The sequence below is a fragment of the Sphingobium sp. TomTYG65 genome (assembly GCF_055395525.1).
This window is the reverse complement of the sequence record NZ_AP027331.1, coordinates 1,225,593-1,250,152: the sequence shown is the minus strand read 5'-3', so window position 1 is coordinate 1,250,152 and position 24,560 is coordinate 1,225,593. Positions and strand designations below refer to the sequence as shown.

Below are 24,560 nucleotides of genomic sequence, written 5' to 3'. Positions count from 1 at the left end.
CATGAGCAAGGTTCCCGCCACTGTCATCACCGGATTCCTGGGCGCCGGGAAAACGACGCTGATCCGGCACCTCATCGAAAATGCGGGCGGCCGCCGGCTCGCCCTGATCATCAACGAATTTGGCGATGTCGGCGTCGATGGATCGTTGGTGAAAGGGTGCGGCGATGAAGCCTGCCCTGACGAGGATATCATCGAATTGGCCAATGGCTGCATCTGCTGCACGGTGGCGGATGATTTCCTGCCGACGATGCAGCGGCTGCTCGACCGGGATGTGCCGCCGGATCATATCATCATCGAGACGTCCGGACTTGCGCTCCCCAAGCCGCTGGTGAAGGCGTTTCAGTGGCCCGATATCCGCACGCGCGCGACCGTGGATGGCGTGATCGCGCTGATCGACGCGGACGCTCTGGCGGCGGGGCGCTTCGCCCATGACGAAGCGGCGCTGGCCGCCGCGCGTGCCGCCGACCCGACGCTGGACCATGACAGTCCGATCGAGGAACTGTTCGAGGATCAGCTGGCCTGCGCCGACCTGGTGCTGCTCAACAAGAGCGATCTGGTCGAGCCCGGCAAGCTGGCGGAGCTGGAAGACGAGCTGGCGAAGGAAATCCGCCCCGGCGTGCGCATCGTCCGCACGGCGCGGGGGCAGATCGATCCCGCCGTCCTGCTGGGCCTCGACGCGGGCGTGGAGGATCAGATCGACGCCCGCCCCTCCCATCACGACGACGAGGACGATCATGACCATGAGGATTTCGACAGCTTTGTCGTGGAGCTGGGCGAACAGGGCAACCCTGCCCCGCTTCTGGCGGCGCTCGAACAGGTCATCGCGGCGCATGACATATTGCGGGTGAAGGGGTTCGTGGCGATCGCCGGACGCCCTGCCCGGCTGGTGATCCAGGCCGTGGGTCCGCGCATCCAGCATCATTATGACCGGCATTGGCAGGCGGATGAACAGCGCGGCTCGCGCCTGGTGGTGATCGGTCAGGCGGGGCTGGACCGCGCCGAGATCGAGCAGGCGCTGTCCCAGCAAATGGCCGCCGCCTGATGCACCTGCTGACCGCCACGCCCGGCACCGTCTCCAATGGAGATGAAGCGATCGACCTCGGCCAGTCGCCGGGGGACATCGTGCTGCTGACCGTGGCGGACAGCGACCTTGCCTGTTTTGCGAGCGCGGCGGCGGCGCTGGGGGATGGCGGACCCAGCGTGCGGCTCGCCAACCTGCTTCAATTGAAGCATCCCTATTCGGTCGATCTCTATGTCGAGAAGGTGATCGCCAACGCCAAGTTCGTCTGCGTGGTGCTGCTGGGGGGCAAGAGCTATTGGCCCTATGGCATTGATGAGATTGCCAATGTGGCGCGGGAAAAGGGCATCGCCTTTGCCGCCATTGCGGACGGGCGGGAGGACGATCCGGACCTGCGCGCCGCCTCTACCCTGCCGCCCGAAACGTGCGAGCTGCTGCGGGACTATCTGCGGCAGGGGGGCGTGGCGAACGCGACGGCGTTCCTGAAGACCGCCGCGCGGCTGGCCGGCATGGACGCTGGAGAGCCCGATGCGCCGGTGCCTGTCGCCGACGCGGGGCTGTATCTGCCGGGGATCGAGCGACCCGTGCTGGATCAGGTGAAGCGCCGCTGGCGTGATGGCCAGCCCACCGCGATGTTCCTTTTCTACCGCGCCCTGCTGATCGCGGGAACGCTGGAAGCGGTGGACGCGATGATCGCGGGGCTGGAGCAGGCGGGCCTCAATGTGCTGCCGGTCCATGTGCGGGCGCTGCGCGAGCCCTTTGCCCGCGACTTTCTCCAGAAGCTGATGGAGGGGACACGGCCCGACGTCATCCTGAACGCCACCGCCTTCGCCGCATCCGCGCCGGGGGAGCCGCGCACGCCGTCGATCCTGGAGCAGGCGGACTGCCCGATCCTGCAGACGATCTTCGCGAGCGCCGAGCAAAGCGTGTGGGAGGCCAGCGCGCGTGGGTTGGGGCCGCGGGATTTGGCCATGCACATTGCGCTGCCCGAAGTGGACGGGCGCCTCTTCACGCGCGCCGTCGCCTTCAAGGCCGCCGCGCGGTTCGATCAGCGCACCGAATGCAGCATCGTGGTGCCCAAGGTGCTGCATGATCGCGTGAGCTTCGTTTCTGAACTGGCTGCGAACTGGGCGAAACTTGCGCAAACGGGGGTGGCAGAGCGGCGCGTGGCGCTGGTCCTTGCCAATTATCCGAACAAGGACGGGCGCATCGGCAATGGCGTTGGCCTGGACACGCCCGCCAGCGCAGCGGCTATCCTCTGCGCGCTGGCGGAGGCAGGCTATGCTACCGCAGACGCGCCGGGCGACGGCGCTGCGCTAATGCGCCTGATGATGGGCGGCGTGACCAACTCTCCGGCTTCGCTGCGGCGGTCGGGGGACTCCCCTTCCCTCTCCCTGGCGGATTATGAGGCGGCGTTCCGCGCGCTTCCCGCAAGCGCATGCGAGGCGATTATCGAACGCTGGGGCAGCCCAGAGAGCGACCCCTTCTTCCAGGCCGACGCCTTTCACCTCCCCGTCCACCGCTTTGGCAATGTCGCCGTGGCGGTGCAGCCTGCACGCGGCTATAATATCGATCCCAAGAGCAGCTATCACGACCCGGCGCTGCCGCCGCCGCATGGCTATCTCGCCTTCCACATCTGGCTGAACCGCGAATTCGGCGCGCATGCGGTCGTGCATGTCGGCAAGCATGGCAATCTGGAATGGCTGCCCGGCAAGGCGATCGCGCTGTCGGAAAGCTGCTTCCCCGAAATCTGCGCGGGGCCGGTGCCGCAAATCTATCCGTTCATCGTCAATGATCCGGGCGAAGGCACGCAGGCGAAACGGCGCATCGGGGCGTGCATCATCGACCATCTGACGCCGCCGCTGACGCGCGCTGAGACCTATGGGCCGCTCAAGGAACTGGAGGCCCTGGTCGATGAATATTATCTTGCGGCGGGCATGGACCCCCGGCGGCTGGAGACGCTGCGCAAGGACATTCTTGCGCTCGCCGCCAGCCAGGGGCTCGACAAGGACGCAGGGGCGCAGGGCAGCGGGGACGATGCCTTGGCCGCGATCGACAATTATCTGTGCGAATTGAAGGAAATGCAGATCCGCGACGGGCTGCATGTCTTCACCCGGTCGCCGGAAGGTCCGCTGCGTCGCGACCTGCTTCTGGCGCTCGCCCGCTGCCCTCGTGGGATGGAGCAGGAAGGGCAACAGTCGCTCTTGCGCACGCTGGCGGATGATCTGGGGCTGGGCTTCGATCCGCTCGATTGCGCCATGGGCGCGCCCTGGACGGGGCCGAAGCCGGGACTGCTCCAGACGCTTTCGACGGAGCCATGGCGCACCACTGGCGACATGGTGGAGCGGCTGGAACTCTACGCCATCGATCTGCTCGACAGCGGAGCGGCGGCACCGGGGGTAAAGAGCGCGGCTGTTTTCGACGCGATCAGGCAGGACCTCGCGCCGCGCGTCGATGCGTGCGGGGACGCGGAGAAGGCGGCGCTGCTCAAGGCGCTGGACGGTTGCTTCGTGCCGCCGGGCCCATCCGGCGCGCCGACGCGGGGCCGGCCCGATGTGCTGCCGACGGGGCGCAATTTCTATTCGGTCGATACGCGCTCTGTGCCGACCGTCGCCGCCTGGAACCTTGGCCAGCGGTCGGCCGACCTCATCGTGCAGGACTATCTGCAGCGCGAGGGCGACTATCCCCGCTCCATCGCCCTGTCCGCCTGGGGCACGGCCAATATGCGGACGGGTGGCGACGACATCGCGCAAGCCCTGGCGCTGATGGGGGTGCGGCCGCGCTGGGATTGGGCGTCGGGCCGTGTCACCGGCTTTGAGGTGATGAAGATCGCCGAGCTGAACCGGCCGCGCGTCGATGTGACCTTGCGCGTGTCAGGCTTCTTCCGCGACGCCTTCCCGGAACAGATCGACCTGATCGACAGCGCCGCGCGCGCCGTGATGGCGCTGGACGAGCCGGACGAGGACAATCCCGCCGCCGCCCGGCATCGCGCGGAAAGCGCCGCCCTTGTCGCACAGGGCCTGCCGGAGAAGGACGCCGCCCGCCGGGCGGGCAGCCGGGTCTTCGGATCGAAGCCGGGCGCTTATGGCGCTGGCTTGCAGGCGATGATCGATGAGCGGCTCTGGCACGACAGGGCTGATCTGGCGAACATCTACCTCGATTGGGGGAGCTACGCCTATGGCGGCGGAGTGGAGGGCGATGCAGAGCGCGGGCTGTTCGCCCAGCGGCTGGCGGAGGCGGACGCCCTTGTCCAGAACCAGGACAATCGCGAGCATGACCTGCTCGACAGCGACGATTATTATCAGTTCGAAGGCGGGATCGCCGCCGCCGTCGAGCATCTGTCCGGCAAGAAGCCTCTATCCTATCACAACGACCATAGCCGCCCTGAGCGCCCCGTCATCCGCACGCTGGAGGATGAGATTGGCCGCGTCGTCCGCGCGCGCGTCACCAACCCCAAATGGATCGCGGGCATGATGCGCCATGGCTATAAGGGCGCGTTCGAGATCGCCGCATCGGTCGATTATCTCTTCGCCTTCGCCGCCACGACCCATGCGGTGAAGGACCATCATTTCGACGCCGTCCACGCCGCCTTCCTGAAGGATGAGACCGTCCGCGCCTTCATGGCGGAGGCGAACCCTGCCGCGCTGCGCGAAACCGCCGCCCGCCTGTACGAAGCGCTCGACCGCGGCCTTTGGAAGCCCAAGTCGAACAGCGCCGCCATGCTCCTGTCCAGCCTGAAGGAAGACCGCCCATGATCGAACGCACCCCCGAACAACATGCCGAGAAGATGAAGAAGAAGCAGGCCGCGCATGACAAGATCATGGCGACCAAGACGCAGGAAAAGGGCCTGCTGATCGTCCATACCGGCAAGGGCAAGGGCAAGACGACCGCCGCGCTCGGCATGGTGGTGCGCGCCATCGGTCACGGCAAGAAGGTCGGCGTCGTCCAGTTCGTCAAAGGCGCGATGACGACCGGAGAAAAAGCGGTGTTCGATGCGTTTTCTGACAATGTCACGTTCAAGCCCATGGGCGAAGGCTTCACCTGGAACACGCAGGATAAGACCCGCGACATCGCGCTCGCCCGCGAAGCATGGGAAGAGGTAAAGCGGATGATCGCCGACCCCGCCTATGATATGGTCCTGGCCGATGAGCTTAATATCGTCCTGCGCTACGACTATCTGCCGGTCGACGAGGTGCTGGAGGCCGTGACCGCGCGGGGCGAGATGAAGCATGTCCTGATCACCGGCCGCAACGCGCCCGAAGCGCTGATCGAGGCGGCCGATCTGGTCACCGAGATGACGCTGATCAAGCATCCCTTCCGCAGCGGCGTGAAGGCGCAGGCGGGCATCGAGTTCTGATCATGAGCATCCCCGCCATCACCCCGATCGACAGCGCCCAGTTCGAGGCGCTGGTGCGGGCGCGGCGGGACATACGCCATTTCCGCACCGATCCCATCGATGAACGCGACGTCGAATGGCTGCTGAGCATGGCGCACCGTGCGCCCTCGGTCGGCCTGTCGCAGCCCTGGCGGTTCGTGCGGATCGAAACGCCTGACCTCAGGGAGCGGCTTGCGGCGCATGTGGATGCGCAGGTGCGGGCGGCGGGGAAGGAATATGAAGGGGATCAGGACAAGCTCTACCGCAGCCTGAAACTGCATGGCCTGCGTGAGGCCCCGGTGCTGTTCGCTGTCTATTGCGACGATGGGACGGAGACCGGCCATCATCTGGGCGCGGTCACCATGCCGGAGGCGCGGCGCTACAGCTGTGTCATGGCGGTGCATACGCTGTGGCTGGCGGCGCGGACCCGGAACATCGGCATGGGTTGGGTGTCGATCATGGAGCCCGAAGGCGTGGACGCGATGCTGGAGATTCCGGCCAGTTGGGAATGCCTCGGCCTGCTATGCCTCGGGAAGCCGCAGAGCGAGGAAGATGTGCCGGAACTGGAGCGGCGCGGCTGGGAACAGCGGATGGACTGGCATTCGGTGGTGGTGCGGCGTTAGGACACGCGCCTAACCTACCCTCCGTTCAGGCTGAGCTTGTCGAAGCCTCTCTCGCCTAAAAAAGAAGAGGCCCTTCGACAAGCTCAGGGCGAACGGGAGAGAGGGAGGCTTAGGCCCCCTCCCCCAGCAAGAACCCCAGCGCCAGCTCTTCGAACCGCTCCTTGCATTCGATCATCGCCCAATGCCCACATTTGGGGAACACATGCAGTTCCGCGTTCGGGATTACCCGCATCGGCAGGAATGCGCCGTCGAGCGGGCTGACCTTGTCATCGCGGCCCCAGGTGATCAGGGTCGGCGCCTGGATCTTGCCCAGATAATCGATCCGCTGCGACACGCCCGGCCCGCTCATCGACTGTGCGATGAAGCCGAGGGCGGCGCGCGTGTACATCTTGCGGCTGCTCTCCATCGTCACCGGCTCCAGCGCGGCCTTCAAGCGCATGTCGATCAGCTCGTCGGTGATGATCGACTTGTCGTAAACCATCGATTCGAACCAGGCGATGATGTTCTCGCGCGTGGGGTCCTCGATGAAATCGACCAGACGGGTCAGCCCTTCATTGGGGAAGGTGGAGGTGATGTTGAACCCGATCCCGCCGATGGTGATGTAGCGCAGCACCCGCTGTGGATGCGAGGCGGCGAGATGGCCGCCGACGATGCCGCCATAGCTGTTGCCCAGGATATGGGCGCGATCGATGCCCAGGCCATCCATCAGCGCGACCACTGCGTCACGCGCCACCGCAACCGGATCGCCATCCACAGGATCGCTTTTGCCATAGCCGGGCGCATCGAGGATGATCGTGCGGAAATGCTGGGAGAAGAGGGGCAGATTGCCCTGGAAATTGGCCCAGCCCGTGACGCCGGGACCAGAGCCATGGAGCAGCAGCAACGCCGGACCCGATCCGGCTTCATGATAATGAAGGCGGCCATTGGCGGTTTCGAGGAAACGGCTGGTCGCGTCGAAGCTGAGATCGCTCATTATCTTCTCTCCATGTTGTTATTCGGCGAAGGGACTAGCTTTCGGTGAGGGCAGGCGCAAGCAAGCCGTCGCTGCCCACTTCCCTTTCGCTCACATCGCCCTTATGAAGCGCAGCGGACCGGGCTCGCCCGGTCCATCGATCGCGCCGGTGCCTCGCAAGGGGCTTAAATGGGAACGCGGTGCGGGAGGCTCTCCTCCCTAATCCGCGGCTGTCCCTGCAACTGTGAGCGGCGAGCGAGGCAAGGACAGGCCGCACCCTCAATCAAGGGACGGTCAAGCCACTGGAGCGATCCGGGAAGGCCCCATGCCGACGCTATGACCCGCAAGCCAGGAGACCTGCCGGAGCAAAGGTCGCTCTTGCCATGATCCAGGGGATGGTCACGGCTCGGTTCTCCGTTTGAGCGACGAAATTGGGTGCGGCTGCGGCCGTGCTGGCGTGCGGCTTGTCCTGCGCGCCCGCACGTGCGGTCCGCTTGTCGTGGCGTGGGCGTGGAGGACGTGAGCAATGCAGGAGCAGGCGCAGCGCGCCGCCGCCGTGCGCGGCTGGTGCCCCACGGCCTGGCAGCCGATGATGGCGGGCGACGGGCTGCTGGTGCGCGTCAGGCCCCCGCTCGGGCGGATGAGCCGGGTCCAGGTGCTGGGCCTTTGTGAGGCCGCCTTGCGTCATGGCAACGGGCATATCGACCTTACCAACAGGGCGGCGTTGCAGGTGCGGGGCGTGCGGGAAGCAGAGCATCGCGCACTGATGGAGCAGCTGATCGCATTGGGCTTGGCGCAGGCTGACCCGTGGCGGGAGATGCGCGCGCCGCTGATCATCAATCCGGACTGGGTCGCGGGCGACGTCAGCGCATCGATCGCCACCGAACTGATCGCGCGCAGGAATGAACTGCCGGAACTGCCCGGAAAGATCGGCTTTGCGATCGATGCCGGGCCTGCGCCGGTGCTGAACGATGCTCCGGCGGATTTTCGGATCGAACGGGGGACGAGCGGCGGGCTGATCCTGCGGGCCAATGGGCGGGAGCGCGGCGTTCCCGTCACGGCGGAAGACGCAGTGGAGGCGCTGATCCGCCTCGCCCACTGGTTCGTTGCGAGCGGAGGCGTGCAGGCCGGGCGCATGGCGCGGCATCTGGCGCCGCTACCCGGTGCCGAGGCTCCTGCCCCTCCCCGTTCGCGCGCCGCTGCGCTGGCCGAGGCGCCGGGGCCGTTTTGCGCTGCGCCCTTCGGACGGATCGAGGCGGACGCCCTGCTTGCCGCGATGGAGGATGGCACGCAGGCAGTGCGCCTGACCCCTTGGCGCGGAGTGCTGCTGGAAGGGAGCGATGCCGCGCCGGACGATCCTGCCGACCCGCGCCTTTGCGCCGATGCCTGTCCCGGCGCGCCCGCCTGTCCGCAGGCGAGCGTTGCCACGCGTGAACTTGCGATCCGACTCGCACCGCATGTTCCGGGGCTTCATGTCTCCGGATGCGCCAAGGGATGCGCGCGGCCGTCGCAGGCGGCGGTCGTGCTGACCGGGCGCTACGGCCGTTTTGACATCGCCCGCAATGCCCGCGCGGGCGCGCCGCCGCTTCAGGCGGGGCTCTCGCCCGCCCAGATTTTCACCCTCTTCGAAAGTCGTTTGATGCCGCATGTCTATGAAAAGGATGGGGCGGAAATCTATCGCCAGTCCTTCCGCACCATCCGCGCGGAGGCGGATCTGGCCCGCTTCTCTCCGCAGGAAGAGCGGGTGGCCGTCCGCATGATCCACGCCGCCGGAATGGTGGAGCTGGCCCCGCGCATCCGCTTCTCCCCGACCTTCGCCACCGCCGCCATCGCTGCGCTGGAGGCGGGCGCGCCGATCCTGTGCGACGCGCGCATGGTGTCCGAGGGGATTACCCGCGCGCGCCTGCCTGCGGCCAATCCGATACTCTGCACGCTGGCCGATGCCCAAGTTCCCGGTCTCGCCCGCGCCATGGCCAACACGCGGTCAGCCGCCGCGCTGGAGCTGTGGCGTCCGCACCTTGAGGGCGCAGTCGTGGCGATCGGCAATGCGCCGACTGCGCTCTTCCACTTGCTCAACATGCTGGAAGATCCAGCCTGCCCCCGACCCGCGGCGATCATCGGCTGTCCGGTCGGCTTTGTCGGCGCGGCAGAGTCCAAGGAGGCGCTTTGGGAGGCGCAGCCTGTCCCCTGCTGCATCGTCGAGGGGCGGCTGGGCGGCAGCGCCATGACCGTGGCCGCCGTCAACGCGCTGGCGAGTGCGGCGGAATGAGCGGCGTCATTCATGGGGTGGGCCTGGGTCCCGGCGCGCAGGACCTGATGAGCGTGCGCGCCGACCGCCTGATCCGCTCCGCCCGACACATCGCCTATTTCCGCAAGCCCGGCCGCCACGGCCATGCCCGCCGCATCGTGGAAGGGCTTTTGCGCGCCGACGCCATCGAGTTCCCGATGGAATATCCAGTGACGACCGAAATTCCGGTCAGCGACCCGCGCTACAACCAATTGCTGTCCGAATTCTACGCCGACTGCACCGGGTATCTGGATACCCTAGCCGCACAGGGAGAGGACATCGTCGTCCTCTGCGAAGGTGATCCTTTTTTCTATGGTTCCTTCATGCATTTGCACAGCCGCCTCTCCGCGCCAGTGCGGATCGTCCCCGGCATCACCGGCATGTCGGGCGCCTGGACGGCCAGCGGTACGCCCATCAGCTGGGGCGACGATGTCCTGACGGTGCTGATGGCGACCCTGCCCGAAGAGGAACTCGCCCGGCGCATCCATGACACCAACGCGCTGGTGGTCATGAAGATCGGCCGCAACCTGCCCAAGCTTCGACGGGCGGTTGAGGCCGCGGGCAAGCAGGACTGCGCCTGGCTGGTCGAATATGCGACCATGGCCGATCAGAAGATCACGCCGCTTGGACAAGCGGAGGCAGTCACCGGCTATTTCTCCATCCTGCTCGTCCACGGTCAGGGGCGGCGGCCATGACTGGCTGGGTGGCGGTGGCGGGGCTTGGTCCCGGCGCGGAAGAACTGGTGACGCCCGAAGTGACGGAGGCATTGGGCGAGGCGAGTGATCTGGTCGGCTACGCGCCCTATGTAGCGCGGGTGGCTGAACGACCCGGCCTGACGCGCCATGCTTCGGACAATCGCGTGGAGCTGGAGCGCGCTGCCCATGCGCTGCAAATGGCAGCGGCAGGAAAGCAGGTGGTGATCGCGTCGTCCGGCGATCCGGGCGTGTTCGCTATGGCGTCCGCGCTGTTCGAAGCGCTGGAGGCGGGGCCGGAGAGCTGGCGCGCGATTGATATCCGTATCCTGCCCGGCATCACCGCAATGCTCGCCGCGTCTGCGCGGGCTGGCGCGCCGCTGGGCCATGATTTTTGCGCCATCAACCTTTCCGACAATCTGAAGCCCTGGCCGCTGATCGAGCGCCGCCTGCGCCTCGCCGCGCAGGCAGATTTCGCCATGGCCTTCTACAATCCCCGGTCGAAGGCGAGGCCGGACGGCTTTGCCCGCGCACTCGACATATTGCGGGAGGAGTGCGGCCCCGACCGGCTGATCCTCTTCGCCCGCGCCGTTTCCACACCGGAGGAGGAATTGCGCATCGTCCGCCTGGGCGACGCCACGGCCGAGATGGCGGACATGCGCACGATGGTCATTATTGGATCAAGCCGCAGCCGGCTGATCGAACGGCCGGGCTCCCCGATCCTCTACACGCCGCGTTGGGCCGAATGATCGATCCAGGCCAGCACTTCGCCGATGCTGTGCGCGACCTGCGTCCGCGGCAAGGGCGGGCGATCGATCATGATGACGGGCAGGCCCATCGCGCGCGCGGCATCGATCTTCGCCCGCGCGCCTTCCCCGCCCGCATTTTTGGCGACGACCAGATCGATCCGCTGTGCGCGCATCAGGGCAAGGTCGCCCGCCTGCGTGAAGGGCCCTCGATCCACGACCAGATGGTGATGCGGCAGCACAGGCGGCTCGTCCGGCGCATCCACGAAGCGGAGCAGATAATGATGCTGCGGCTGCGCGGCGAAGGTCGCGACATGCATCCGGCCGAGCGCCAGCATGACGCGGCGCCGCTCTCCGCCAAGCGCAGCCACGGCGCCCGCTATATCAGCCACACGGGTCCAACGGTCGCCCTCCCCCGCTTCCCAGACCGGGCGGGTCAGCATCATATGAGCAACGCCCGCCTCCTGTGCCGCCTCCGCGGCATGAGCGCTCATGGTGGCGGCGAATGGGTGGGTCGCGTCGATCAGATGCGTGACTGCCTGCTGCTTCAGATAGGCAGCGAGACCCGCAACGCCGCCAAAGCCGCCGGCGCGGACGGGCACCGGTTGCGGACGGGGATTGTCCGTGCGCCCGGCATAGCTCAGCACCGCAAGATCGCCGCGCTCGGCAAGCGCCTTGGCAAGGGCGCTTGCCTCGGTGGTCCCGCCCAGGATGAGGATGTTGCGCATGGCGGCTGAGGGTCCCTGGCTGACGATCATCGGCATAAGCGAGGATGGCGCGGCGGGCCTCTCCGGCGCTGCCCGCGCCGCACTGGAGCAAGCCCGCATCGTCACCGGCGCGCCGCGCCAGCTGGCGTTGCTGCCTCCCCTTAAGGCGGAACGTCTGACCTGGCCAGTCCCCTTTGAGCATGGGATTGCGCCGCTGCTCGCCAGGCGCGGCGAGCCGGTGGTGCTTCTCGCATCGGGCGATCCTTTCTGGTTCGGGGCGGGGGCGAGCATCGCTCGACATCTGGAGCCGGGCGAGTGGATCGCGCATCCGGCTCCGTCGACCTTCTCGATCGCCGCAGCGCAGCTCGGCTGGGCGTTGCAGGATATCGCCTGCCATGGCCTCCACGCCGCCCCACTGGCCCGGCTGCGGCGCGACCTTGCGCCGGGTGGCAGGGCGATCCTGCTGCTGCGCGACGCGGCGGCGGTGGGGGAGCTTGCGGCCTATCTGGCGGAGGTTGGTTTCGGCGCATCGACGCTGCATGTCATGGAAGCGCTGGGCGGACCGCGTGAACGCGTCCGGGCTGTCCGGGCAGATGGCTTTGCCTGGGATGATGTGGCGCATCCGGTCGCGGTGGGGATCGCCATGGAAGGCGATGGCGACGTCATGCCGCGCGCGAGTGGCATCGCCGACAGCTGGTTTGATCATGACGGGCAGATCACAAAGCGGCCGGTTCGCGCGCTGACCCTGTCCGCGCTCGCCCCGCGTCCGGGCGAGACATTGTGGGACATTGGCGCTGGTTCGGGATCGATCGGGATCGAATGGCTGCTCAGCCATCCGGCAACGCAGGCGGTCGCGTTCGAGGCTGATCCGGTGCGCGCCGCGCGCGTTCGCGCCAATGCTGCGCGCCTGGGGGCTGACCGGCTGTCGGTTGTCGAAGGCCGTGCGCCGGCCATATTGGAGGGCCGCGACCGGCCCGATGCGATCTTCATTGGCGGAGGATTGAGCGAGGCGCTGCTGGGGGCGGTGGTCGGCCTTCCCGGTGGGAAGATGCGGCTGGTCGCCAATGCCGTGACGCTGGAATCGGAAGCCCTGCTGGCGCAATGGCATGAGCGGCTGGGCGGCGAATTGCTCCGGATCGAGATGGCGAGCGCCGCGCCACTGGGCGTGCGACGGGGTTGGAAAGCCGCCTATCCGCTGGTGCAGTGGAGCGTGACGCTGTGATCGTCGCTGGTTTCGGTTGCCGCAGCGTTGCGGATGAGGAGTCGCTGAGAACGGCGCTGGCGACGCATGCCGTCGCTGTGGATGCCATCGCGACGCTAAGCCACAAGGCTGGTTTGCTCGCATCGCTCGCCGAGGCGCTCGCGGCTCCGCTTATTCTTATCGAGCCTGCGGACGTCGAGGGCGTCGAAACACCCACTCGATCCGCCGCCAGCCTGACCGCTTACGGGACCGGCAGCGTAGCCGAGGCGGTGGCGTTGGCCGCTGCCGGGCCGGGCGCGCGGCTGATCTCTACCCGCATCATATCAGTCGATGGGCAGGCGACCTGCGCCCTTGCCGAAGGAGTTTCCGCATGACTGTCCATTTTATCGGCGCGGGGCCCGGCGCGCCCGACCTGCTCACCTTGCGCGGCCGCGACCTGATCGCCGCATCACCCGTCTGCCTTTATGCCGGGTCGCTGGTGCCGCGCGCGCTACTCGACCACTGCCCGCCGGGCGCGCGCATCGTGAACAGCGCGCCGCTGACGCTGGACGAGATCATCGGCATCATCGTCGAGGCCAATGCGGCCGGGCAGGATGTGGCGCGGCTTCATTCCGGCGACCTGTCGGTCTGGTCGGCCATGGGGGAGCAGATACGCAGGCTGAAGGCGCTGGGGATTGCTTACACGGTGACGCCCGGCGTTCCCTCCTTCGCGGCGGCGGCGGCGGCATTGGGGACCGAGTTGACCCTGCCAGGGCTGGGCCAATCGCTTGTCCTGACGCGGACGCCGGGACGGGCGAGCGCTATGCCTTCGGGCGAGACGCTGGCGGCGTTCGGCGCGACGGGGGCGACGCTGGCCATCCATCTGTCGATCCATAATATTGCTACGGTCGTTGAGGAGTTATCGCCGCTCTATGGCGCGGACTGTCCAGCCGCGATCGTGTGGCGGGCGAGTTGGCCCGACCAGCAGATCGAGCGCGGCACGCTTTCGACGATCGAGGCGCAGGCTGCCGACGGGCCGGAACGCACTGCGCTGATCCTGGTCGGGCCGGTGCTGGGCGATGGCGACTTTGTGGAAAGTCAGCTCTACGCGCCCGGATATGACCGGCGCTTCCGTCCAAATTCGGCCGACTCTCGCTTCGCCGGATCGGAGGAATGACGCCGGGCATCCTTGTCGCCGCGCCGCGATCAGGCTCCGGCAAGACGGTCATCACGCTGGGCCTGCTGCGGGCGCTGGCGCGGCGGGGCGTTCGGGTGCAGCCCTTTAAATGCGGGCCGGACTATATCGATACCGCCTATCATCAGCTGGCGAGCGGGCGGGCGGCGTTCAATCTCGACAGTTGGGCGATGGGCGTTGAGTTGATCCGGAGCCTCGCCGGGGAAGCCGCGTCCGCCAACTTGGCGATCGCCGAGGGCGTCATGGGCCTGTTCGATGGCGCGCGGGCGAAGGGCAGCAGCGGCAATGGCAGCAGCGCCGATATAGCGGCGGCGCTTGGCTGGCCCGTCATCCTGATCATCGACGTTTCGGGGCAGAGCCAGTCCGCGGCAGCGCTTGCACAGGGCTTTCGCACGATGCGGCCAGATGTTCGGATCGCCGGCGTGATCCTGAACCGGGTCGCCAGTCCGCGTCATGAAGCGATGATCCGCGATGCGATGGAGGAGATTGCGTTGCCGGTGCTGGGCACGGTGCCTCGGTCCACCGTGCTGGCCCTGACGGAACGCCACTTGGGCCTGGTGCAGGTAGGGGAGCATAGGGAGGCCGACAAGGCGATCGACGCCATTGCAGATCTCGTAGAGGCTCATGTGGACCTGTCCGCTGTGCGGGCGTCGGCCAGCGCCCTGCCCTGTGGCGCGCTGCCAAGCCATCGCGGACGACCGCCGGGGCAGCGCATCGCTCTGGCGCAGGACGCCGCCTTTTCCTTCACCTACGCCCATATGCTCGCGAGCTGGCGTTCGGCGGGAGCAGAGATACTGCCCTTTTCCCCGCTGGCCGATGAAGTGCCCGACGCGCGGGCCGATGTCATCTGGCTACCGGGGGGTTATCCCGAATTGCACGCGCCGCGCCTTGCCGGAGCAGCCCGCTTTCTCGAAGGCTTGCGGCGTCATGCCCAGGATCGGCCGGTCCATGGCGAATGTGGCGGCTATATGGTGCTGGGACAGGCGATCATCGACGCGGAGGGGCGGGCGCACAAGATGGCCGGGCTGCTGGGGCTCGTGAGCAGCTTTGCCGAACGGAGCTTGCAACTCGGCTACCGCCGGGCGCGATTGCTCTCGGCCATGGGCGGCTATGATACGGGCAACGATCTGCGCGGCCATGAATTTCATTATTCGAGGGTTATCGAGCAACCCGACGAACCCCTAGCCCATGTGACCGACGCAGCGGGGGAGGCTGTCGCTTCAGGTGGGTCGCGCAGGGGATGCGTGACGGGCAGCTTCTTCCACCTCATCGCAGGTGCGGCATGATCCGGCTGTCCCTGATCGGCATCGGTACGGGCAATCCGGATCATCTCACCCGCGCGGCGATGCGCGCGATGAATGAAGCTGACTTGATCCTGCTGCCCCGCAAGGGCGAGGCGAAATCGGACCTTATCGATTTGCGCCGGGCGATCTGCGCAGAGGTGCTGACGGGCGGGACGCGCATCGTCGAATTCGACATGCCGGCGCGCGCCGATCAGGCCGCCTATGTCGAGGCGGTTATCGATTGGCATGATGCGATCGCGGCGATCTGGATGGAGCAGATCGCAGCGCATCTGCCAGAAGGCGGCACGCTGGCGCTGCTGGTATGGGGCGACCCTTCGCTCTATGACAGCAGCCTTCGGATCGCCGAGCGGCTGGGACCTGACATAGAGATCAGCGTCGTTCCGGGGATTACCAGCATCCAGGCGCTGACCGCCGCGCACGGCATCTGCCTCAATCGGTTGGCCGATCCGGTGCTGATCACCACGGGCAGGCAGCTGCGGGAGCAGGGCTGGCCGCGGGGCGTGCGCGATCTGGTGGTGATGCTGGACGGGCATTGCGCTTTTCAGACGCTGGAGCCCGAGGCCATCGAAATCTGGTGGGGCGCCTATCTTGGCATGGAGCAGCAGGCTTTGGCGAAGGGGCCGCTGGCAAGGGTGGGACCAGAGATCGTCGAGCAGCGCGCCCTGCTGCGGCAGCGGCATGGATGGATCATGGACGTTTATCTTTTGCGATTGAACGCCACCCTTTCGTTCGCTTCGAGCGAAGTCGAGAAGCGGGGAACGGAATTTGATTGACGCCTAACGCTTCACGCAGCGGGCGGGCACAATTCCATCGCGGGCCGGTTTACCACCGGTGGCGCCATATCCACTGAACCCATCGTTGCACGACGGCGAAATTCGGCGGCCATGGCCTGGTGCATCATCCGGGCAGACGCATCAGCGGTCGTTGCCGCGAGTTGTTCGTGCATCCGGGCCCGTTCAAGACATTCCTGCGCATTGAGGGCATGTGTCATGAAAATGCTCTCCTGCTATCATGCGAGCCCCGCCCATCTCGCGAAAACCGGGCGGAATTTACGCTTTTCGGCGCTGCTTTGGAAATGGAATCTTCATAAGACCTCCGTGCCTGCCGACAGGACGCCACGGTTCAGCCGATCCAGCCCGGTTGTGGCTGGCAACGGTGATTTTTCAGCTCCTTACGGCTCTCCGCATCCACCTCGCTCAGCGCGACTTCGTAGCCCCACAGATTGGCGAGGCTTTGCAAAACCATGGTCGCGTCGGACGCGTCCAGCACGACTCCGTCGGTGACGGCATGCTCCAGCATCAGCGTGCGGTCGCCCGCCAGATCGACATCGACCACCTGAATGTCCGGCTCCTGCCGCGCTATGTCATATTCGCGGGCGAGCGCACGACGGATACGGCGATAGCCGCGCTCGTCATGAATGGCCTCCACGCGCAATTCCGACTCGCTTTCGCGGTCGAGCAGCTGGAACAGACGCCATTGGCGGATCAGATGCGGGCTCAGGAACTGCGAGACGAAGCTTTCGTCGCGGTAGTTGGCCCAGATATCCTTCAACACCTCGACCGGATCGCGGGAGCCTGCAATGTCGCCGAACCAGTCGCGATCCTCCTGGGTTGGGTCCATGCAGATCCTCTCGATGTCCGACATGATGCCGAAGCCGAGCGAATAGGGATTGAAGCCGCTGAAATGGCCGGAATCGAAAGTCGGCTGATAGACGACGTTGGTGTGCGACTGGATGAATTCCATGAAGGCGCCATCGGTGATCCAGCCGCGATCGTGCAGGATCGTCATGATGCGATAATGGGTATAAGTCGCGCAGCCTTCGTTCATCGCCTTGGTTTGCCGCTGCGGATAGAAATATTGGGCGATCAGGCGGACGATGCGCAGGATTTCCCGCTGCCAGCTTTCAAGGCGGGGACCCGTCTTTTCGAGGAAATAGAGGACATTTTCCTGTGGCAGGCCCAATGCGGCGCGGCGCTCGTCGCTCGGCACTGCTGCGGCTTTCGCTCCAACCGGGACGGTGCGCCACAGGTCGTCGTAGATGCGGTCGCGATACGCCTGCCGTTCCGCCTCCCGCTCGGCCTCCGCCTTCATGTCGCGGGGGCGGATGCGGGGATAGCGGTGGACGCCCTGGTTCATCAGCGCATGGGCGGCGTCCAGCACCCGCTCGACCGCCAATTGACCATAGCGTTCCTCGCACTGCGCGATGTAGCGCTTGGCGAACTCCAGATAGTCGAGGATGCCTTCCGCGTCCGTCCACTGGCGGAAGACATAATTATTCTTGAAGAAGTGGTTATGCCCGAAGGCCGCATGGGCTATGACCAGCGTCTGCATGGTCGCGCTATTTTCCTGCATCAGATAATTGATGCAGGGATCGCTGTTGATCACCAGCTCATAGGCGAGGCCGCGCAGTCCCTTGCGATACATCATTTCATTAGTCACGAACTGTTTTCCGAACGACCAATGTTTGTAGAAAAGCGGCATGCCGATGGACGAATAGGCGTCCAGCATCTGTTCGGCGCTGATGATCTCTATCTGATTGGGATAGATGTTGAGCTTCATTTCCTGAAGCGCGATCGGCTCTACCGTTTCATAGATGCGGTTGATCAGCGAGAAGTCCCAGTCGCTGCCAGTAAACAGCGGGGCGGGTGCGAGCGCCGCCATCAGGCACGCGTCCTTTCGCCCACGCCGCGCCGCTGGAACAGTTCACGGAAGACGGGATAGATTTCCCGGCGGTGCGACACCTTGCGCATCGCGAAATGGCGCTGGCTTTCGCTGACCGGCGCATAAGCATCCCAAAGCCCCGTGGTCGACGTCGCCGCTTCGATGGAGGCGAACTCCTCCCGGCCGACCTCCAGATAGGCGAAATATTGGCAGAAGGGCAGGATTTCGTCCTGCATCAAGCTGACGACGCGCGCATTGTCCGACGCCAGCGTGTCGCCATCCGAAGCCTGCGCGACATAGATGTTCCAGTCGTTCGGGCTATAGCGTTCCTTCACCACCTCGATCAGCTTGTCGAGCGCGCTCGAAACCAGGGTCCCGCCCGTTACCGTGCTGTAGAAGAAGGTTTCCTCATCCACCTCCGCAGCGCGATCGGTATGGTGGATAAACACGACGTCGACATGCTCGTAACAGCGCGAGAGGAACAGGTGCAGCAGCGCAAAGAAGCGCTTCGCCAGATCCTTCATATGGGCGGTCATGGAACCCGACACGTCCATGAGGCAGAACATCACCGCCTGCGCGACCGGCCGGGGCAGGGGTTCAAAGCGGCGGAAGCGCAGATCGACCGGATCGATATAGGCGATGAGGTTGCGCCGCCGGATGACATGCGCCCGCTCCTCGCGCAGCCTTTCGAGCGCGACGGCATCATCCGGTAGAGGCTTGGCGCGGGCCTCTATCTCCGCAATGGCTTCATCGATGCGATTGAGGTCCCGGCCACTGGGACGGCGCAGCGCAATGCGGCGGGACATCGCCTTTTGCATTGTGCGCGGGACCGACAGATTGGAGGGGTTGCCGATCGTCGAATAGCCGGCCCGCCTCACCCCTTCGATCTTGCCTGCGACCAGCTTCTTCTTGGCCATGTCAGGCAATTCGAGGTCGTCGAGGAAGAGGTCGAGAAACTCCTCGCGGCTGAGCGCGAAGCGGAAATCATCCTGATCCTCGCCCTCGCCCGGCTGCGACCCGCCCCCGCCGCCGCCATCGGGCCGTTTGATGCGGTCGCCTTCCAGAAATTCGCGGTTGCCGGGAAGCACCCGTTCCCTGTTGCCGCCCTTGGCTGCCCGGTGAAGCGTAGGCTCGTGAATTGCATCGCGGCGGATCGTTATCTCGCCTTCCTTGGCGAGATCCTTGATGCTGCGGTCCTTCAGGCTGTCACGCACCGCCTGGCTGACATAAGCTCTCGCCCTCCTCAGGAACCGTTGCCGGTTGACCAGGCTCTTTCCCCCGGGGTTCAGCCGTCTATCAACTATGTGCATGGTGCGCCGAGCGCCTCCATCTGTTTATCCGGCCTGCTTGACCCTTATATACCATTCCACCAGCCGCCGGACCTGCCGCTCGGTATAACCTCGCTCGATCATGCGCGAGACGAACTCTTCGTGCTTGCTGGCCGTGTCGCCATCCTTCTTGGAGCCGAAGCTGATGACAGGGAGCAGATCCTCGACCTGGCTGAACATCCGCTTTTCAATGACTTCACGGATCTTTTCATAGCTGGTCCAGCTAGGGTTGCGACCGTCATTGCTGGCCCGCATGCGCAGGGCGAATTTCACGACTTCGTTGCGGAAGTCCTTGGGATTGGCGATGCCAGCGGGCTTTTCGGTCTTGGACAGCTCCTGGTTTATGACCTCCCGGTCCAGCAGCTGGCCGGTGTCCGGGTCCTTGAAGTCCAGATCCTCGATCCAGGCGTCGGCATAGGCGACATAACGGTCGAACAGGTTCTGGCCATAGTCGTTGTAGGATTCCAGATACGCCTTTTGAATCTCGTTACCGATGAACTCGGCGTAACGCGGAGCCAGTTCGCCCTTGATGAACTCCAGATATTTGGCCTCTGTCTCGGCAGGGAACTGCTCCTGCCGCACCATGCCTTCCAGCACATACATGAGGTGGACTGGATCGGCCGCAATCTCGCTGCTGTCATGGTTGAATGTCGCGGACAGCGCCTTGAAGGCAAAGCGGGTCGAAGTGCCCGACATACCCTCATCCACGCCAGCAGCGTCGCGATATTCCTGGATGCTCTTGGCGCGCGGATCGATTTCCCGCAGCATCTCGCCGTCATAGACGCGCATCTTGGAATAGAGATTGCTGTTCTCATGCTCCCGCAGGCGGGTGAGGACGGAGAAGCGCGCCAGCATGTCCAGCGTGCCGGGGGCGCAGGGCGCCTTGTTCAGATCGGACTCTCGCAACAACTTTTCATAGACGTGCCGCTCTTCCGTCGCCTGCAGCGAATAGGGCACCTTGATGACGTAAATGCGGTCAATGAAGGCTTCGTTGTTCTTGTTGTTCTTGAAGTTGACCCATTCCGATTCATTGCTATGGGCCATGATGATGCCGGTGAAGGGGATGGCGCCGATATTCTCGGTCCCGATATAATTGCCCTCCTGCGTGGCAGTCAGCAGCGGGTGGAGCATCTTGATCGGCGCTTTGAACATCTCGACAAATTCGAGCATGCCCTGATTGGCGCGGTTGAGCCCGCCCGAATAGCTGTAGGCGTCCGGATCATTCTGCGAGAGCATCTCCAGCTTGCGGATATCGACCTTGCCAACGAGCGAACTGATGTCCTGGTTGTTCTCGTCACCCGGTTCGGTCTTGGCGATGGCGATCTGCCGCATGCGTGAGGGCATGAGGCGGATGACCTTGAACTGGGAAATGTCGCCAGAAAACTCATCCAGTCGCTTGCGCGCCCAGGGACTGATCATGCCGGTCAGCCGACGGCGAGGGATGCCGTAATTATCCTCGATGAAGGCGCCATGCGTTTCCGCATCGAACAGCGCGAGCGGGCTTTCGAAGATCGGGCTGATCTCCTCCCCGGCTTTCAGGGCGTAAATGGGATGCGTTTCCATCAGCGCCTTCAGCCGCTCGGCGAGCGAGGACTTGCCGCCGCCGACAGGGCCGAGGAGGTAAAGGATTTGCTTGCGCTCCTCCAATCCCTGGCTGGCGTGGCGCAGGAAGCTGACGATATGTTCGATCGTCCCTTCCATGCCGTAGAAATTGGCGAAGCTCTTGTAGCGGCGGATGGTGCGGTTCATGAAGATCCGACCGAGCCGCTGGTCGCGGGAGGTATCTATGATCTCGGGTTCACCGATAGCCGCCAGCAGGCGCTCCGGGGCTGATGCGTGCATGAGAGGATCATTGCGGCATCCCAGCAAATAATCCTCGATCGACATCTCGGCTTGACGCCGTTCGTCAAAATTCCGCGTGAAGCTCGAAAACAGTTCGTTTTTCGTCACTGACGACTCCCGCCGCAGTAGCCATGTTACGAATATAATACGCACGAACCTGCAAAAACAGGCCCATGCAATTGGACAACTGCAAAAAAATTATTCCTGCACATCCGAATAGTTCGCAATAAGGCTCCGGCGAGGCGAGCGATTTCCGGGGTGTCTGCCTCAACAACGGCCGTCGGTGGCGCGAAAGGAGGGGCTTCCGCCTATTTCTTTGAATTGCCGTTTCCGGGATTGTTGCCGCTCTGCCCGGCGAAGTGCCTGTCTGGCCTGGGGGCGAATGGCCACTGTCCGGCAGGGCATCCACACCCGCCTTCGGATATATAACGTAAATCAGACTCACTGCGAACGGGAAAAAAGAATATATTACTCTCCTGCCTCCTTTGGACTGGAGAGCGCGATGACATCCATTCTGCTCCACATCCACAACGACAGCGGCATGGAGAGCCGACTGCAGGCTGCCTGCGATGTCGCGCGGACCGCGGATGCCCATATCCATTGCGTCCAGGTCACCGCGGTGCCCAAGCTGATGGCGGCCGAAGTATATGGCGGCGCACCCATGGCGCCTGCGGTCATGGTGGAGCTTCACGAAGTCGATGCACGGATGAGGGCGCGGCTGGAACAGCAGCTGCATCGTGAGGGTGTCAGTTGGGAATGGCGGCAGATCGATGGCGATATCGTCCACGGGCTGCTTTCCGCCGCCGCTTTGTGCGACCTGTTGATCGTGAGCTTGCCGTCAGGGCCGCGGCGAGACATGAGCGACCCATTGCACATTGCGGCTGATCTTGCGCTAGGCGGCCGCACGCCGGTGTTGGCGGTGCCACAAGTCGCGCGGGGGGTGATGATCACAGGCCGGGCGCTGGTGGCCTGGGAAGGATCGCAGGAAGCGTCGACGGCGCTGCGGCTATCCGTTCCGCTGCTGAAGCGCGCTGAAGAAGTGCATGTCGTGACCGTCGAGGAAGCGGGGAAATATCCCTTCCCCGCCACGGACGCGCCGGAATATCTGGCGCGCCATGGCATCAAGACGCAGCTGCACACATGGCCGCAGGACGGACGTACCGTCGAAGCGACGCTGAAAGCCGCCATCGGCGTATTGAAGCCGGATTGGATGGTGATGGGCGCCTTCGGCCACAGCCGCCTGCGAGAGCTGGTGTTCGGCGGCGTCACCCGCACGATGCTGCGTGAAGTGCATGTTCCGCTGCTGCTGGCGCACTAAAAAAGACGGCCTGACGACGCCGTTTCAGACAAATTGCACCATATTGAACCTTTCACCACGACCAGTCGCGCGTGGCGAATAGCGAGCCCAGCGCAGTTGCACGCAAGAGACAGGCGAAGACGTTAACGGCGGGCAATCTTTGCTGCGCCGATCCCATCATATCGGTTTCATCTGCGATCCCTCCCCCAACCTGAAAAGCGTAGAGTTTCCGCGTTGCAGGGTCTCACCTGCCTCGGGGGCGAGACGGTTTTGCGTGAACGCAAGAGCAGGGGAAATGATGCGATTGGGGTGGAAAGCCAGGATCATGATGGTGGGCGGGACACTCGCCGCGCTACTCTTCCTGCTGCTGGGCCTGCGTGAGATGGAGCGGTCGTCGGCCGCGACTGTGCCTGCCACATCTTCGGAAGCCGTGAACCCGCCGGCACAAGCGATCGTGCTGGCCGCCGCCGCGCGCCCGATCCGAACGGGTGAGACGATCACCGCCGCGATGATCCGCAATGCCGCCGCTGACCCCGCGCGCCATCCGTCCGTCGCCACGCCGACCGAACTGATCGGGAAGGTGGCGAGCCGCGCCATCGCTGAAGGCGCGCTCATCCCGCGTGACGCCGTGGAAAGTGGAGAGAAACTCGCTATCCGCGTACCCGTCGGCATGCGGGCGATCAGCATCGACACGACGGCCGAGATCGCCGTCGCCGGACTTGTCCGTCCGGGCGACCGGGTTGATGTGCAGGTGGTCTATCCCGGCGCCGATGCGATCAGCGCGCGGGGATCAGGACGGAGCCGGGCGCAAACCCTGCTGCAGATGGTGCAGGTTCTTGCGGTGGGCGACGCCGTGTTGGGGGAGCAGCAAGTGTCCGGCAAGAACGAGCTGTCCGCGCCACCCCCGCCCGCTCGCACAGTGACGCTGGCGCTCAGTCCGGAGCAGGTTTCAATCCTGTCGCTGGCGAAAAGCACCGGCGCGCTAACCCTCTCACTTCGCAACCCGGTGGACGGCGTGCAGGTCGCGGTGGCGCCCGCCACTTCGCGCGGTCCCGATCCAGCCGTAGCCGTTCCCGCTGCCTCAACCACCGTGCAGGTCGCGCGCCCAGTGCAGGCCCGCCTCCCCGCCGCGCCCCGTCAGCCGATCGAACTGGTGGTCGGCGACCGGCGTGAAACCATTTATTCGGGGAGCGGTCAGCATTGAGAACCCTTTTCGCTGCAGCCATGCTGACCGCTGCCGTCCTTCCCGGCTCGACCTGGGCGCAGGGGCAGAAGCCGTTATCGATCCAGCAGAAGCGCACCCTCAGCTATCCACGTCCGATCGGCCGGGTCGAGGTGGACCGCGACAATGTGGTCTCGGTCGCGGCGCCGACCACGCGCTCGCTCAGTGTGACGGGCATCGGTGCGGGGGAGGCAACGATAAGCGTCTTTGGCCGGGACGGCGCACTGATGGCGGAGACTTCGCTGACGGTGTCGCCGGGGGGAAGCGACCCTGGCGCGATCGTCAGCCCCAGGGTCATCGCTGGCGAGCAGGTGGTTGCGGTGGATGTGCAATTTGCCGCCGTTTCTGCGTCCACGCTCAAAGCCTTGGGGTTCAACTTCTCGAAGCTGAGCGGCGATATTCAGGGCGCAGTGGTTTCGCCAAACAGCTTGAACAGCGCCAGCTTTGGGCCCGGCGGGTCCACGGTCGATGCGAGCGTGCCGATCCAGAACGCCTTCAACCTGTTCCTGTCGGCACCCAATCGCGGCATCAATGCGGTGCTGAGCGCGCTGTCCTCCAACGGGCTGTCCGAATTGCTCGCCCAGCCGACCCTGCTGGTGCGGTCGGGCGAACAGGCGAGCTTTCTGGCGGGTGGAGAAATTCCTGTTCCGGTGCCCCAAGCGTCGGGGACCGGCAATGCCATTTCTATCCAATATAAGGAGTTCGGCGTCCGCCTTTCCGTCACGCCCTTTGTGCTGTCCCCGGACCAGATCGTCCTGAAGATCGCGCCAGAGGTGAGCGAATTGGACTATGGCAATGGGGTGCAGTTGCAAGGCTATGTCGTGCCGGGCTTGCGCCGCCGTTCCGCCGAAACGACGGTGGAACTGGGCAGCGGGCAGAGCTTCGTCATCGCGGGTCTCAGCTATTCCAGCCAATCGACGACGCGCGACAAAACGCCGCTGCTGGGCGACATTCCCGTGATCGGTGCCTTTTTTCGGCGGCAGCAGACGCAGAAGGAAAGGCAGGAATTGGTGATCGTCGCCACGCCCCGGCTGGTCGGACCGGTGCAGCCAAAGGACCTCCCCGCGCTCCCCGGATCGCTGCTCGACACCAAGGACCCGGTGGTTCCCTTCGGCGTGGTGAGGCCCTGAT

21 protein-coding genes, 1 pseudogene and 1 riboswitch are annotated in these 24,560 nt (G+C 65.0%); of the genes and pseudogenes, 16 read left to right on the top strand and 6 right to left on the bottom strand.

What is annotated here, in order from left to right; translation table 11 throughout:
* The first annotated feature begins 1 nt into the window (after position 1).
* Genes cobW through bluB form a run of 4 tightly spaced genes read left to right on the top strand, consistent with a single transcriptional unit; the run spans position 2 to position 6,016 of the window.
* Positions 2 to 1,042 carry a cobalamin biosynthesis protein CobW gene (cobW, locus tag ACZ5Y5_RS19465; RefSeq protein ID WP_464811066.1) on the top strand — a complete coding sequence of 347 codons (1,041 nt, stop codon included), beginning with the start codon at positions 2 to 4 and terminating at the stop codon, positions 1,040 to 1,042.
* A complete protein-coding gene (cobN, locus tag ACZ5Y5_RS19460; protein WP_464811065.1) occupies positions 1,042 to 4,773 on the top strand; it encodes a cobaltochelatase subunit CobN in 3,732 nt (1,243 codons plus the stop codon). The genes cobW and cobN overlap by 1 nt, the downstream gene beginning before the upstream one ends.
* Positions 4,770 to 5,375 (top strand): cob(I)yrinic acid a,c-diamide adenosyltransferase, encoded by a 606-nt coding sequence (cobO, locus tag ACZ5Y5_RS19455; protein ID WP_464811064.1) that lies wholly within the window; start codon positions 4,770 to 4,772, stop codon positions 5,373 to 5,375. Before cobN ends, cobO begins: the two co-directional genes overlap by 4 nt.
* A gap of 2 nt (positions 5,376 to 5,377) precedes the next feature.
* Positions 5,378 to 6,016, top strand: a complete 639-nt coding sequence (gene bluB / locus ACZ5Y5_RS19450; RefSeq protein WP_464811063.1) for a 5,6-dimethylbenzimidazole synthase — start codon at positions 5,378 to 5,380, stop codon at positions 6,014 to 6,016.
* Between the two features lie 109 nt (positions 6,017 to 6,125).
* On the opposite strand, the gene ACZ5Y5_RS19445 is transcribed toward bluB, so the two are convergent.
* Positions 6,126 to 6,992 (bottom strand): alpha/beta fold hydrolase, encoded by an 867-nt coding sequence (locus ACZ5Y5_RS19445; RefSeq protein WP_464811613.1) that lies wholly within the window; start codon positions 6,990 to 6,992, stop codon positions 6,126 to 6,128.
* A 126-nt stretch (positions 6,993 to 7,118) separates the two neighbouring features.
* Positions 7,119 to 7,347: riboswitch (cobalamin riboswitch) on the top strand.
* A gap of 147 nt (positions 7,348 to 7,494) precedes the next feature.
* Here ACZ5Y5_RS19445 and ACZ5Y5_RS19440 point away from each other — a divergent pair.
* The 4 genes and pseudogenes from ACZ5Y5_RS19440 to cobJ all read left to right on the top strand — a co-directional run.
* Positions 7,495 to 7,740: pseudogene (locus ACZ5Y5_RS19440) on the top strand (cobalamin biosynthesis protein CobG); the annotation flags it as partial.
* Positions 7,741 to 8,607: 867 nt separating this feature from the next.
* A complete protein-coding gene (locus ACZ5Y5_RS19435; RefSeq protein ID WP_464811612.1) occupies positions 8,608 to 9,237 on the top strand; it encodes a precorrin-8X methylmutase in 630 nt (209 codons plus the stop codon).
* A complete protein-coding gene (gene cobI / locus ACZ5Y5_RS19430; RefSeq protein ID WP_464811062.1) occupies positions 9,234 to 9,950 on the top strand; it encodes a precorrin-2 C(20)-methyltransferase in 717 nt (238 codons plus the stop codon). The genes ACZ5Y5_RS19435 and cobI overlap by 4 nt, the downstream gene beginning before the upstream one ends.
* Positions 9,947 to 10,696, top strand: coding sequence for a precorrin-3B C(17)-methyltransferase (gene cobJ, locus ACZ5Y5_RS19425; protein ID WP_464811061.1), 750 nt, complete (start codon positions 9,947 to 9,949; stop codon positions 10,694 to 10,696). The genes cobI and cobJ overlap by 4 nt, the downstream gene beginning before the upstream one ends.
* Here the strand turns inward: cobJ and ACZ5Y5_RS19420 are convergent.
* Positions 10,672 to 11,421, bottom strand: a complete 750-nt coding sequence (locus tag ACZ5Y5_RS19420) for a cobalt-precorrin-6A reductase (protein ID WP_464811060.1) — start codon at positions 11,419 to 11,421, stop codon at positions 10,672 to 10,674. The genes cobJ and ACZ5Y5_RS19420 overlap by 25 nt on opposite strands.
* Here ACZ5Y5_RS19420 and cbiE point away from each other — a divergent pair.
* The 5 genes from cbiE to cobF are packed head-to-tail and all read left to right on the top strand — an operon-like array spanning position 11,420 to position 15,852.
* A complete protein-coding gene (gene cbiE, locus ACZ5Y5_RS19415) occupies positions 11,420 to 12,622 on the top strand; it encodes a precorrin-6y C5,15-methyltransferase (decarboxylating) subunit CbiE (RefSeq protein ID WP_464811059.1) in 1,203 nt (400 codons plus the stop codon). The two genes, ACZ5Y5_RS19420 and cbiE, sit on opposite strands and share 2 nt — an antisense overlap.
* Positions 12,619 to 12,975, top strand: coding sequence for a cobalamin biosynthesis protein (locus ACZ5Y5_RS19410; RefSeq protein ID WP_464811058.1), 357 nt, complete (start codon positions 12,619 to 12,621; stop codon positions 12,973 to 12,975). The genes cbiE and ACZ5Y5_RS19410 overlap by 4 nt, the downstream gene beginning before the upstream one ends.
* Positions 12,972 to 13,757 carry a precorrin-4 C(11)-methyltransferase gene (gene cobM, locus ACZ5Y5_RS19405; protein WP_464811057.1) on the top strand — a complete coding sequence of 262 codons (786 nt, stop codon included), beginning with the start codon at positions 12,972 to 12,974 and terminating at the stop codon, positions 13,755 to 13,757. Before ACZ5Y5_RS19410 ends, cobM begins: the two co-directional genes overlap by 4 nt.
* The gene (locus ACZ5Y5_RS19400) at positions 13,754 to 15,061 is read left to right on the top strand and encodes a cobyrinate a,c-diamide synthase (RefSeq protein WP_464811056.1); all 1,308 of its coding nucleotides are present in this window, start codon (positions 13,754 to 13,756) and stop codon (positions 15,059 to 15,061) included. Before cobM ends, ACZ5Y5_RS19400 begins: the two co-directional genes overlap by 4 nt.
* Entirely contained in the window at positions 15,058 to 15,852 is a 795-nt protein-coding gene (gene cobF / locus ACZ5Y5_RS19395) for a precorrin-6A synthase (deacetylating) (RefSeq protein WP_464811055.1), read from the top strand. The genes ACZ5Y5_RS19400 and cobF overlap by 4 nt, the downstream gene beginning before the upstream one ends.
* An 11-nt stretch (positions 15,853 to 15,863) precedes the next feature.
* On the opposite strand, the gene ACZ5Y5_RS19390 is transcribed toward cobF, so the two are convergent.
* The 4 genes from ACZ5Y5_RS19390 to ACZ5Y5_RS19375 form a co-directional block, all read right to left on the bottom strand.
* A complete protein-coding gene (locus tag ACZ5Y5_RS19390; RefSeq protein WP_464811054.1) occupies positions 15,864 to 16,070 on the bottom strand; it encodes a hypothetical protein in 207 nt (68 codons plus the stop codon).
* A 131-nt stretch (positions 16,071 to 16,201) separates the two neighbouring features.
* The gene (locus ACZ5Y5_RS19385; protein ID WP_464811053.1) at positions 16,202 to 17,740 is read right to left on the bottom strand and encodes a SpoVR family protein; all 1,539 of its coding nucleotides are present in this window, start codon (positions 17,738 to 17,740) and stop codon (positions 16,202 to 16,204) included.
* On the bottom strand, positions 17,740 to 19,050 hold the full coding sequence (locus tag ACZ5Y5_RS19380) for a YeaH/YhbH family protein (protein ID WP_464811052.1): 1,311 nt from the start codon (positions 19,048 to 19,050) through the stop codon (positions 17,740 to 17,742). Before ACZ5Y5_RS19380 ends, ACZ5Y5_RS19385 begins: the two co-directional genes overlap by 1 nt.
* A 24-nt stretch (positions 19,051 to 19,074) precedes the next feature.
* Positions 19,075 to 21,018, bottom strand: a complete 1,944-nt coding sequence (locus tag ACZ5Y5_RS19375) for a PrkA family serine protein kinase (protein ID WP_464811051.1) — start codon at positions 21,016 to 21,018, stop codon at positions 19,075 to 19,077.
* Between the two features lie 394 nt (positions 21,019 to 21,412).
* On the opposite strand from ACZ5Y5_RS19375, the gene ACZ5Y5_RS19370 reads away from it, so the two are divergent.
* The 3 genes from ACZ5Y5_RS19370 (at position 21,413) to ACZ5Y5_RS19360 (ending at position 24,559) form a co-directional block, all read left to right on the top strand.
* Positions 21,413 to 22,228 carry a universal stress protein gene (locus ACZ5Y5_RS19370; RefSeq protein WP_464811050.1) on the top strand — a complete coding sequence of 272 codons (816 nt, stop codon included), beginning with the start codon at positions 21,413 to 21,415 and terminating at the stop codon, positions 22,226 to 22,228.
* A gap of 277 nt (positions 22,229 to 22,505) precedes the next feature.
* Complete coding sequence (cpaB, locus tag ACZ5Y5_RS19365) at positions 22,506 to 23,411, top strand: Flp pilus assembly protein CpaB (protein WP_464811049.1); 906 nt, start codon at positions 22,506 to 22,508, stop codon at positions 23,409 to 23,411.
* Entirely contained in the window at positions 23,408 to 24,559 is a 1,152-nt protein-coding gene (locus tag ACZ5Y5_RS19360) for a type II and III secretion system protein family protein (protein WP_464811048.1), read from the top strand. Before cpaB ends, ACZ5Y5_RS19360 begins: the two co-directional genes overlap by 4 nt.
* The last annotated feature ends 1 nt before the right edge of the window (position 24,560 follow it).